6 protein-coding genes are annotated in these 10,133 nt (G+C 73.7%); 5 read left to right on the top strand and 1 reads right to left on the bottom strand.

What is annotated here, in order from left to right; all coding sequences use genetic code 11:
- Window positions 1–64: 64 nt before the first annotated feature.
- Window positions 65–775 (bottom strand): LURP-one-related family protein, encoded by a 711-nt coding sequence (locus ACQ9ZG_RS14400; RefSeq protein ID WP_109916200.1) that lies wholly within the window; start codon window positions 773–775, stop codon window positions 65–67.
- A gap of 298 nt (window positions 776–1,073) precedes the next feature.
- On the opposite strand from ACQ9ZG_RS14400, the gene ACQ9ZG_RS14395 reads away from it, so the two are divergent.
- The 5 genes from ACQ9ZG_RS14395 (at window position 1,074) to ACQ9ZG_RS14375 (ending at window position 10,017) form a co-directional block, all read left to right on the top strand.
- Complete coding sequence (locus ACQ9ZG_RS14395) at window positions 1,074–2,957, top strand: sensor histidine kinase (protein WP_109916201.1); 1,884 nt, start codon at window positions 1,074–1,076, stop codon at window positions 2,955–2,957.
- A gap of 104 nt (window positions 2,958–3,061) precedes the next feature.
- Window positions 3,062–3,754 (top strand): response regulator, encoded by a 693-nt coding sequence (locus tag ACQ9ZG_RS14390; protein WP_099218452.1) that lies wholly within the window; start codon window positions 3,062–3,064, stop codon window positions 3,752–3,754.
- Between the two features lie 150 nt (window positions 3,755–3,904).
- A complete protein-coding gene (locus tag ACQ9ZG_RS14385; protein WP_109916202.1) occupies window positions 3,905–4,894 on the top strand; it encodes a hypothetical protein in 990 nt (329 codons plus the stop codon).
- 269 nt (window positions 4,895–5,163) lie between these two features.
- Window positions 5,164–7,008 (top strand): HSP90 family protein, encoded by a 1,845-nt coding sequence (locus ACQ9ZG_RS14380; protein ID WP_109916203.1) that lies wholly within the window; start codon window positions 5,164–5,166, stop codon window positions 7,006–7,008.
- Window positions 7,009–7,020: 12 nt separating this feature from the next.
- Entirely contained in the window at window positions 7,021–10,017 is a 2,997-nt protein-coding gene (locus ACQ9ZG_RS14375; RefSeq protein ID WP_499280626.1) for a hypothetical protein, read from the top strand.
- Window positions 10,018–10,133: the final 116 nt, after the last annotated feature.

Genomic DNA, 10,133 nt, shown 5'->3' with positions numbered 1-10,133 from the left:
GCTGGCCTTGGGACATGGGTCAATCGAACACCTGAGGTCGACGCAAGCGCAGCGGTGCGGCGCGTCAGTCCACTTCCAGGGCGTCCAGAGCCAGCGCGTGGGCGATGGCGAGGCGGCGGTCGATGTCGGGTGCGAGGATCTCCAGTACGTACCGGGTGTGCAGCCCCAGCTTCTTGGTGATGGTCATCAGCGGCTTGCCGCTCTCGGTGTACTTGAAGCGGTACGGCCAGATGAACGGCACGTATTCGAGGTACGGCACGAACTCCCAGACGAACCGAACGAAGGCCGCCACCCGGCTGCGCTCGCGGCCGGTCAGGTTCATCGTCCCCGGCTGCCGCACCTGCCATGTTCTGCGGAGGAGAGACGCGCCCGCGTCCTCGTGGAACGACCCGAAGGCCTGGCCCGAAGCGTCCCGCACGTCGTACATGTAGCCCACTTCGTGGTCGCGGCCCTTGAAGGAGGCGAGGACGGACTTCCTGGACGCGTCCGTGTAGACGGTCACCTGCCCCCTGAGCGACAGCCGCTTCTCGCGTGCGTAGGCGACGGGCTCGCCCTCGGAGCCGTCCGGCCGGGCCACGCTCACCACGTAATCGCCGGCCGTGAGGCTCAGTGACTTCCTGATGACGAAGGTGTCGTGGGACTGGATGTCCGGTACTTCCGCGGGGGTGGGGGCCGGGGTCGGCGCGGGGGCTGGGGTGGGCTTGGTCAGGCTGACGGCTGCCTCGTCCTTCTCCGTGCCCGTTCCTGCAGTCGACTCCGTGCCCGTGCTGTCCATGTGACCTCTCCCGTTGTCCCCGTGTCCCCGCTCCTGTCCGTCCATCGTCGGCCGCGCGACCGGCCCGGCGCAGTCTCCGGAAGTCGCGGTCCCGGGCGACGAAAGGTGTCAACTTTCGTCGTACGGTGGCACGACGCCCGGCCGATGCGCGCTCTTTCCCGGGGGTCCTACCGTCGGTCCGGTGTATGCGGACAGGGAAGTGGATGTGGATGTGAGGGCGGGTACGGGTGTGGGAGATCGACGGGTACGTTCCGCCGGGCTCGCCGTTCGGGGCCTTCGGCGGCGGTTGGCCGGCGGAGTGGTCTGGAGTCCCGCCCGTATCGTCGGGGAGGCGGTGCTCGCCGTCACCCTCGCCGGGCTCGCCACTGGCCTCGGCGCGTGGGTGGGCACGCTCGGTGCGGGGACCGTCCTCCTCGCCGGGGCGATGGCCCTGCTGGTGCCCGCGCGCCACGCGCTGCCCGCGACCACCCTGATCCTCTCCGCCCCGCTGGCCGGGGGGTGGAACGCCATGGCCTCCGTGCTGCTGGTCTGCGCCGCCTGGTCGGCGGGGCGGCGGGTCACGGAACCCTGGCGGGTGGCCGCCGCGTTCGGGGCCGCGGGTGTGCTCTACACCGTCCCGGGCCTGTACCGCGACGTCACCTCGGGGGCCGCGTCTGTACTGCCCGTCACCCTCGGGTTGAACGTCCTGGCCTTCCTCACCCTGGCTGTGGTGCCGGCGCTCGTCGCCCGTTATCGGGACCAACGAAGGCGGCTGCTCGACGCGTTGTGGCAGAACAACCAGCAACTCCAGCGCGAGCAGGCGATGGTGGCCCGTGAGGCACGGTTGCTGGAGCGCAACCGCATCGCCCATGACATGCACGACAGCCTCGGCCACCAGCTCGCCCTGATCTCCGTGCACGCGGGAGCCCTCCAGGTCGACCCGGAGCTGACCGGGAACCAACAGGAGGCCGTACGGATCCTCCGGGGCGCCTCCGTCACCGCGATGGCGGAGCTGCGGGCGGCGGTGGGGGTGCTCCACGATGAGGCGGAGTACTGGGAGCAGCAGAACGAGCGCCAGAACGAGCAGCAGTACCAGGGGTATCCGTCTCGGCAGGGGGATCCAGAGGATCAGGGGGAGGCTTCCTACCGGGAGCACCGGGAGCACCGGGAGCACCGGGAGCACCGGGAGCGCCGGGAGCAGTCGGCGGGCGGCGGTGCCTCGGTGCCGTACGCGCCCCGTACCACTGCCGCCATCGACGGCCTGGTCGAGTCGTCCCGGGGCGCGGGCACGACGGTGTCGCTGGACCGGAGCGGTGTCCGGCAGCCGCTGGCGCCCGCCGCCGACCACGAGGCGTACCGCATCGTCCAGGAGGGGCTGACCAACGCCCACAAGCACGCGCCGGGCGCCCCGATACGCCTTGCCCTGCGGTACGAACCGGACAGCCTGGTCGTGGAGGTCACCAACGGGCCCGTGCCGGGCGGGGCGCCCGAGGTGCCGCCGGAGATCAGCGGCGGCCAGGGGCTGAAGGGGCTGCGCGAGCGGGTCGGCCGGGTCGGCGGCATGGTGCACACCGGGCCCACCGAGGACGGCGGCTTCCGGATCGCGGGGATGCTGCCGTACGGGGAGGAGAGCACGGCGGGAAGCGGGGCGGAGGGCCGGTCGGGGAACCTCGGGGGGTACGGGGCGGGAAACGCTGCCCGGGGCGCGGGGCCGTACGGCGCGACCTCCGTCGTACCGGCTCGCGACGTTCGGGGGCAGTGGCGTCCGGGGGCGGTGGGCGACGGTGGAACGGTCATCAACAGGGCCGATCCACAGAGGGAGTTCACCACCATCATGAGTACCAGGAAGAACGTCGCCATCGGCTGCGCCGTCACCGCCGTCGTCCTCGTCGGGGGCGTCATCGGCCTGGGCGTCTGGGGGATCGGCGTCATGACGGAAGAGGTGAAGAAGGCGGAGATCTCGCCGAGCGTCTACGAGGAGGCGAAGGTCGGGGACGCCGAGGCGGACGTCCAGGCCACGCTCCCCGAGGAGGACTCGTGGCTCACCTCGGACCTGGCGGACCAGGGGCCCCCGCTTCCCGAGGGAGCGACGTGCCGGCACTTCACCTCCGAGGACGACCAGGGGGTCGACGAACTCACCGTCTTCCGGTTCTGCTTCCGGGACGGGAAGCTGGTCTCCAAGGAGACGTACAAGGCGACGTGATGCCGGGCTCCGTGCGGCGGGCCGGCCGGTACAGGGCATGATGGCGGGGCCACCCCGTCCGTTCTCCTTGACAACGTCATGATCGACACCGCGCAGGAGGCTGTGTGATCCGGGTCCTCGTCGCCGACGACGAGCCGCTCATCAGGGCCGGCATCAGAGCGATCCTCACCTCGGCCGACGACATCGACGTGGTCGCCGAGGCCGGGGACGGCCGCGAGGCGGTGGAGAAGGCCCGGGGCGGCGGGGTCGACGTGGCGCTGCTGGACATCCAGATGCCGGTGATGGACGGGCTGACGGCGCTGGTCGAGCTCGGCCGCGCCGCGCCGAAGGTACGGGCCCTGATCCTCACCACCTTCGGCGAGCGGGACAACGTACTGCGGGCGCTCGGCCACGGCGGTGCGGGGTTCCTGCTGAAGGACTCCGCGCCCGGCGAGCTGATCCAGGCGGTGCGGGCCGCGGCGGCGGGCAACGCGTACCTCTCACCCGCGGCCACCCGGCATGTGGCGGACGCGCTCTCCGCCCCCGGGGCCACCACCCGCGGGGAGGCCGCGCGGCGCCGGCTCGACGGGCTCACCACCCGGGAGCGCGAGGTGCTGGCGTTGCTCGGGGAGGGGCTCTCCAACGCGGACGCGGGGCGGCGGCTGCATATGAGCGAGGCCACGGTGAAGACGTACGTCAGCCGGATCCTCACCAAGCTCGACTGCGGCAACCGCGTCCAGGCCGCCCTCCTCGCTCGCGACGCGGGGCTCCAGCCGGGGGGACTTCAGCCGGGCGGGCACGGACCGGGTGGGCACTGACCCCGCGGTTCCGCTGGCGTTGTCGGACTTCGCGGGGCTGGAGGCCTCCGCCCCCGCGTGAAGCCCCTGTGAATATCCCGTAGAGCCCCTGTCGGAGGCCCCCCTTATGCTGCACCCGAAGATCACGCGGTATCAGGGGAGGGCTCGGGCATGCTCGGGAAGTTGTTCGGCAGGGGCGGGGAGAGAGCGGCGGTGCGGGATCCGTATGCCCTGCCGGGGGAGCGGCGGCGGAAGGGCGAGAGCTATCGCGTGCGAGCGCTCGGGGACCGGCGGGTGCTCGCGGTGGTGCAGGCCGCCGGGAGGGGGGACTGGGAGCAGGTCAAGGCCGGGCTCGAACCCTTCGATCTCGGGCGGGACCACCGGGTGCTCGGTGAGCTGGCCGACGTGGGCGGGGTGGAGGAGTGGATCGGGCAGGCCGTGGAGGGGGACGCCGAGCACCGGGCCCTCGCGCTGCTGATATCCGGGGCGCGCCAGGTCACCTGGGGGTGGGAGGCCCGTACCGCCGCGCGGGCCGTCGATGTCACGCGGGAGCAGTGGCAGGTCTTCGGGGAGCGGCTCGCCGTCGCGGAGGAGCAGTTGCTGGCCGCCGTGGAGCTGGAGAGCGGGTGGGTCACCCCGTGGCGGTGGCTGCTCGCCTCCGGGCGGGGGATGTCGCTGGGGGACGAGGTGAACCGCGCCCGGTTCGACGCCGCCCTGCGGCGGGAGCCGTTGGACCTGGACATCCACATCGACTGGCTCTCGCAGTTGCAGCCCCGGTGGGGCGGCGAGCCGGGGGAGGCGCTGGCCTTCGCCCGCGAGGCGCTCGGGCGGGCTCCGCAGGGGCATCGGCTCGGCTGTCTGATCGCCAGCGCCCGGATCGAGGAGTGGGTCGAGTCCGACGACGGGGACTGCCTCGAAACGGACGAGATCCGGGCGGAGTTGCGGGCCGCGGCCGAGCACAGCATCCTCCACCCCTCCTATGTGCGCAGCCCCGGGTGGCAGCACGACTTCAACGCGTTCGCCATGGCCCTGTCCCTCTCCGGTGAGCGCCACACCGTCCGCCGTGTCTTCCAGGCGCTCGACGGCGCCCGTACCGAGTGGCCCTGGGACTACTTCGCCGAGCCGGAGGAGCAGTTCGACCGGCGCGCCCGTCGCGGCTGAGGCCGGTGCCCCCGCGGGCCGGTGCCCCCCCCGCAGGGCGGTTCCGGTCCGTGTCCGCGTAGGCCGGTTCCGGTCACTGCCCGCAGGTGGTTCGGTCCGTGACCGCGCGGGCCGGTTCTCGTCCGTGCAGGCTCGTTCCGGTCCCTGCCCGTGCAGGCGGTTCGGTTCGTGCCCGCGCGGGGTGGCTCCGGCCCGTGCCCGCGTAGGCCGGTTCCGTCCGTGCCCGCTCTCCTACCCGTTGCCCTTGATCTTCTTCCCTGGACGCTTCCATGACCCTGACCCCCGCCGACCGCGCCTTCCAAGTCGATCTGCGCGGCCTCGTCGATCTCCTCTCCCACCACCTCTACTCCAGCCCCCGCGTCTATCTGCGTGAGCTGCTCCAGAACGCCGTGGACGCGCTGACCGCCCGGCGCGCCCTCGAACCGGACGCCCCGGCCGACGCCTTCGGCATCCGGCTGTACGCCGACGGGTCCGTCGTGCGCGTCGAGGACGACGGGGTCGGGCTCAGCGAGGCGGACGTGCACACCTTCCTCGCCACCATCGGGCGCAGCAGCAAGCGCGCCGAGGGGATCGCCGAGCAGCGCGGCGATTTCATCGGGCAGTTCGGGATCGGGCTGCTGTCCTGTTTTCTCGTCGCCGACGAGATCCATGTCCTCAGCCGGTCCGCCCGCGACCCCGACGCCCCCGCCGTGGAGTGGCGCGGGCACGGGGACGGCAGCTACAGCGTCCGGACCCTGCCCGCATCCGCCCGGCCCGCGCCCGGCACCACCGTCACGCTGACCCCGCGCAGCGACGCGGGCGAGTGGACCCGGCCCGCCCAGGTGCAGGCGCTCGGACGGCACTTCGGGTCGCTGCTGCGGCATCCGGTCGTCTTCGACGACGGTTCGGGCGGGGCCGGGGTCTCCGTCAACCCCGAGCCGGCGCCCTGGGCGCGTACGTATCCGACGCCGGGTGCCCGGTCCCGAGCGCTGGCGGCGTACGGGCAGGAGGTCTTCGGGTTCGCGCCGCTGGACACCATCGAGCTGGACCTCCCGGCCGTCGGGCTGAGGGGCATCGCCTGTGTGCTGCCCGAGGCGGTGCCGGCCGGGCGGCGCCACGGGCACCGGGTGCACGTCAAGGGGATGCTGCTCTCCGAGCAGGCCGACGAGATCCTGCCCGAGTGGGCCTTCTTCGTCCGCTGTGTCATCGACGCCGAGAGCCTGCGCCCGACCGCGTCCCGCGAGGCGCTGTACGAGGACGACACCCTCGCCGCCGTACGCGACGCCCTCGCCGAGCGGCTGCGGGAGTGGATCGCACGGGCCGCCGCCAGCGACCCCGAGCTGCTCGGGCGGTTCCTCCAGACGCACCACCTGGCCGTGAAGTCGCTCGCCGTGCACGACGACGAGATCCTGCGGCTGCTGCTGCCCTGGCTGCCGTTCGAGACGACCGACGGGCACACCACCCTCGACGAGTTCGCGCGCACCCACCGCACGGTGCTGGTGACGTCGAGCGTGGAGGAGTTCCGCCAGGTCGCGGCCATCGCCTCGGCCGCCGGGCTCGGCGTCGTCAACGGCGGCTACACCTACGACCGCGAACTGGTCCACCGGCTCCCCGAGATCCGGCCCGGGGCGAGCGTCGCCGACCTCGACCCGGCCACCCTCACCGCCCACCTCGACCCCGTCGACCGGGAGACCGAACTCGCCGCCGCGGCCTACCTCGCCCTGGCCCGCGACGCCCTCGCGGTCTTCGACTGCGATGTCGCGCTGCGCACCTTCCACCCCGCCTCCGCGCCCGCCCTCCTCGTCGACAGCCGCGAGGCCCGGCACGAGCGGACCCGCTCCCAGCTCGCCCGTGAGCAGGAGGGCGGCCTCTGGGGCGACATCCTCGGCGCCCTGCGCCAGGAGGCCCCGCGCGCGCAGCTGATCCTCAACCAGCTCAACCCGCTGGTGCGCACCGCCGTCGCCATCGACGAGCCGGAACTCGCCCGTACCAGCGCCGAAGCCCTCTACGGACAGGCCGCGCTGCTCTCCCGGCGCCCGCTCAGGCCCGCCGAGTCGAGCCTGATCAACCGCTCCTTCCTCGACCTTCTCGCCCACGCCCTGCGCAAGGACAGCTCCCTGCGCGAGGACAGCTAAGGACAGCCGACGATGCCGACCGACGCACCCCACCCCCAGAGCACCGACGAGCTGCTCCACGCCCTCCAGGAGAACCACCGGCGCCCCTACGGCCGGACCAGGACCGTCACCGCGGAGGAACTCGTCGACGCCGCCGAGCGGTTCGACGAGCCCGTACCGCTCATCCACGCCCTCCTCGAACTCCAGGAGGCGTACACCTACGGCTCCGACCCCCGGAAGTCGCCCGTCGTCTTCGCCCGGCTGCTCACCCTCTTCGACGAGCAGCCCGACGCCTTCGACGAGCGCCTGCGCCACCAGCTGTTCTGGCGGTTCAAGTGGGTGGCCAACGCCCTGATCGCGCTGCCCGAGATACCGCTGACCAGCCTGCGCCAGTGGCTGGGGGAGATGCGCGACCGGTACGAGAAGGCCGGGCTCGGCCTTCAGCCGTACTACGGGCAGGCCTACCAGCTCGCCGCCCACGTGGGCGAGGACACCACCCTCGCCTACGAGCTGTGGGCGGCCCGCCGCCGCACCCCGCTCAGCGACTGCGAGGCCTGCGAGATCCGCGAGCGCGCCCTCCACCGGGCCGACGCGGGCGACGACGAACGCGCGCTGGAGATCTGGGCGCCCGTCCTGGCGGGCAAGGAGTCCTGCCAGGAGGAGCCCGCCCGCTCCGTCTCGTACGCGCTGCTCCCCCTGGTGCGCACCGGCCGCGCCGACCGGGCGCGCGAGCTGCACCTCGCCGGGTACCGCGCCTGCCGCCGCAACGCGGGGATGGCCGGTGAGGTCGGCCGCCACCTGGAGTTCTGCGCGCTGACCGGCAACGAGGGCCGGGGCGTCGAACTCCTCGCGGAGAACCGGAACCTGTTCGACGAGGTGGACTCCCCGCTCGACCTGCTCCACTTCCTGACCGGCGTCGAGGTGCTGCTGAGCCGGGTCGAGGGCCTCGGCCACGGTGAGCTGCCCGTCGCCGGGTACGCCGGGCGCGCCTGGACCGTGGCCTCGCTGCGCGCCGAGGTACGGGAGCGGGGGGAGGGCCTCGCCGCCCGCTTCGACACCCGTAACGGCACCACCCTCCACTCCGACCACCGCCGGGAACGGCTCGACCGGGCCCCGCTCCTGGACGCGCTGGAGCTGACCCTGCGCAGCCGCGGCCTGGACGACCTGGCCGAGGGCGCCTCCCGTACGGACGTGGCCACCGGCTCCGGGACGGCGCCCGCGCCCACCGCCCCCCGGACCGCCGAGGCCCTTCCGGAGTCCGTGCCCGAACTCATCCTGCGCGCACGGGAACTGGACGAGCTGGGGCACCCGGACGCGCGGGCCTGCTGGGCCCGGCTGCGCACCCTCGTCGCCGCCCCCGGCTACACCCACCCGGACGACCCGGCCGTCGGCCCGTACGTCCGGCTCCGCGCGGACCTGCTCTCGGACGAGGCCAACCGGGCGGCGGAGCGGGACGAGTTCGCCGTCTCCGTCGAGCTCCAGGAGGAGGCCGCCGGGCTGTACGACGAGGCCGGTGCGCCGGGTGACGCGGTGCTCGCCCGCGCCTGCGGGCTGCTCGCCGCCGCCGAGATCCCCGCCGGGACTCCCTCGGAAGGCGGGTCGGAAGGCGGGGCGGGGAAGGCGATGGCCGACGCTCTGACCGGGGCCCACGCGGGCCTGGTCCGGCTGCACGAGGAGACGCCCGGTCTCGCTCCGTACATCGAGGGGCGGCTGCTGCGGCTGCGGGCCTCCGCGCTCGGGCTGCGCCTCCAGGCGTCGGGGGACCAGGAGCATGTCGCCCCGGTGCTGGCCGAGGTCGAGCTGCTGGAGTCCTTCGCCCTCCGGCACTCCATCGACGGGCAGGTCTCCGGCGCGAAGCTGCTGCGCGCCGGTACGTACGCGCTCTCCGGCGACCTCCCGGCCGCCGTCACCGAGGCCGACGCCCTCCGCGAGCGGCTGACGGAACACGGCCCCGCCTGGCATCTGCCGCGCGTCCTCGGTCTGCGCGGGCGGCTCCAGCTCGGGCTGCGGGACGCGTCGGCCGCGTACGCGGATCTGACCGAGGGGCTGCGGCAGGCCGCCGCCTGGCCCGCCGAAGCGGTCGACACCGGCCGGCTGCACGGCGATCTCGCCGAGGCCTGCATGCACCTCGGCCGCCCCGACGAGGCGCTGACCCAGCTGACCCGGTCGGCCGAGGCGGAGCTGCGGGCGGAGAAGCGGACGGACGCGTTCTGCGCGTACAGCAACGCGGCCCAGCTCTGCCTCGACCTGGGCCGGATCGAGGACTGCATCGCGCTGCTCGACTCGCTGCTGACCGAACCGGACGTGGTGGCGGGGAAGGTGGACGACCGGCTGGTGGCCCAGCTGCGGCTGGTCCGGGCCCGCGCGCTGCACGCGGGGGAGGATCTCAAGGCCGCCACGGCGGAGTTCGTCACCCTCGCCGCCGAGTCGGCCGGCTGGGAGGACGACCCGGGCAGCCACGCCATGATCGCCGCCGAGACGGCGATGCTGCTGGCGGAGTCCGGTGAGTTCGAGCGGGCCGGTGAGGCGGCCGGCCGGGCGCTCGCCGCCCACGCGCTGGCCCCGCGCTACGAGCAGCTCAGCAACTGCCTGCGCGAACTCGCCCGCCTCCGGGCCCAGCAGCAGGGGCCCGACGGGCTGGACGGCGCCCTCGCCCATCTCACCACGGCGGAGCGGATCGCCGACGAGGCCCGTGCGGCCGGGTTCGAGCCCGTGGGGCGGTCCCTGGAGAGCGCCCTGGCCTATGAGCACGGGCGGGTCAACGCCTATGTCGGGCAGTACGACGACGCCCTCGCCGCCCTGGAGAAGGCCCTCGCCCTCGTCGGGGAGCCGGGGCCGGAGACGGGCGGCGCCGGGGAGTGGGCGGAGTGCGTCCGGCTCGCGGGCATCGTGGAGGGGGTCTACCTGGAGCGGCCCGCCGCCGCGCTCACCCGTCTCGACGCGGCGGTGGACCGGCTGGCGGCCCTCGGCCACACCGACGAGCGCGAGCCGCTGGCCTCCCTGGCGGCGCAGTTGCGCGACGAGGCGTGAGGAGGGGGCGGGGGCCGGGGCGCGCGCTGTCGTCCCTGCCTCTGCCCCCACTCCTGTCCCCGTCCAGCTCCTGCCGTCGCCCCTGCCCCGTCCCGGCTCCTGTCCACGCCCCAGCT

It is taken from the genome of Streptomyces araujoniae, from assembly GCF_050871195.1.
In the GTDB taxonomy this organism is placed as follows: domain Bacteria; phylum Actinomycetota; class Actinomycetes; order Streptomycetales; family Streptomycetaceae; genus Streptomyces; species Streptomyces bacillaris.
Note: the sequence above shows the minus strand (reverse complement) of the source record. Positions and strands in the feature narration are given on the sequence as shown.